Here is a 1,330-nt window from a genome sequence, read left to right on the forward strand (position 1 = left end):
AGATTCTAGGACGAAGGCCGTTCTTCGTTAAACGGGCGCTAGGGCGTCACCCTTACACCAACATTTTCGACGCGATCACACTGAAGGATCAGTAATGGCGTCATTGCCGTTGCTAGCAGTCGTTGCGTCTTTTTCATTCGACTCCCCCATCAATCGACCATCTTTAGCATCATTATTTATCGTTTCGGCAATTGCTTAAATACCAAAAACGCGAATGGCACTCAAATAGAAACGAACGGACCGTTGCAAAACGATCCGTTCGTTTTAATCAGAGTATCTGCCAGAACCTGTGTGAAGACATGACCTTCGATCAACTATGCAAGCGGCACGTTGTCATACCAACCCCATTTTGGCTTATATGAGGTGGAATAATAATTCAACCAGTACGCCATATCGAGCGTCCTGATCCGACCGACATTATCCATAACCTGGTTATTACCGATGTAGAGACAAACGTGACCGTAAATGCTGCCCATGCGTGTATGCGTATGCGAAGGAACGGCAATGACCATTCCGACTTTCAAATGAGAATAATCGGTGTATTTACAGTAATCCCAGTAGTAATCGCAGGCATCTGTATGGACATTCCTAAATCCGGCACGCTCATAGATATCTGCAATCCACTCGGAGCACAATCCCGGGCCAGGAGACGGCACCTGTCGGGCAAGATCTACAATTTTCTTCTGCATGGGATTTGCAAACGCGGTTGGTTGCCCAAGCAAACACGGCGAAACGGTGCTCCCGGGGGCATTGGCGCCCTTCCTCGTAAGTCGAACTTGGATAGCTTGGACATGCGCCCCATAGCCAGTACTACCGGCAACGGAGCCATTTTTAGTCCAACCAAGCCAGCCGACGTTATCGACATGGACCCTGTACCAAACATCAAAATAGGTTGCCAAGTCACCAGAAAGAGATATTTTAATAGCCTCAACCGAATTGGATTTAGCGGTAGACGAAAGCTGCACTCCGTTTGACTTACCAGACGTCCAGCCTACATTCGAAAGATGCAGTTGATAATTAATCCCGCCGGCAACAGATGAAGTAGTTTTAGCCGAAAACCCGGTGATGGGAATTCCCTGACCGGTTGTACCGGACACCTCACCGGCCGAGACGGAATTCTGCCAAGCGCCTTTCACCTGAGAGGAATATGTCACCGAAGGTATTTCAAGATGGGAATATCCCGATGTATCAGGATGGGAAGCACCCTTCTTAATGAGCTTAATCTGAACAGCCTCGAGAGAGCACGACATACCGGTGGTGCCGGCCTCCTCGCCGTCCTTGGCCCAGGCCATCCAGCCGATGTTGGAGGCGTGGACGCGGTAGTAGACGT

At 49.5% G+C, this 1,330-nt stretch carries 1 pseudogene; it reads right to left on the reverse strand.

Features of this window, described 5'->3' with window-relative positions:
* Window positions 1-314 precede the first annotated feature (314 nt).
* Window positions 315-1,330, reverse strand: a pseudogene (locus ACESUZ_RS09795) (hypothetical protein); the annotation flags it as partial.

The sequence above is a fragment of the Collinsella aerofaciens ATCC 25986 genome, assembly GCF_964239575.1.
In the GTDB taxonomy this organism is placed as follows: Bacteria; Actinomycetota; Coriobacteriia; order Coriobacteriales; family Coriobacteriaceae; genus Collinsella; species Collinsella aerofaciens_BQ.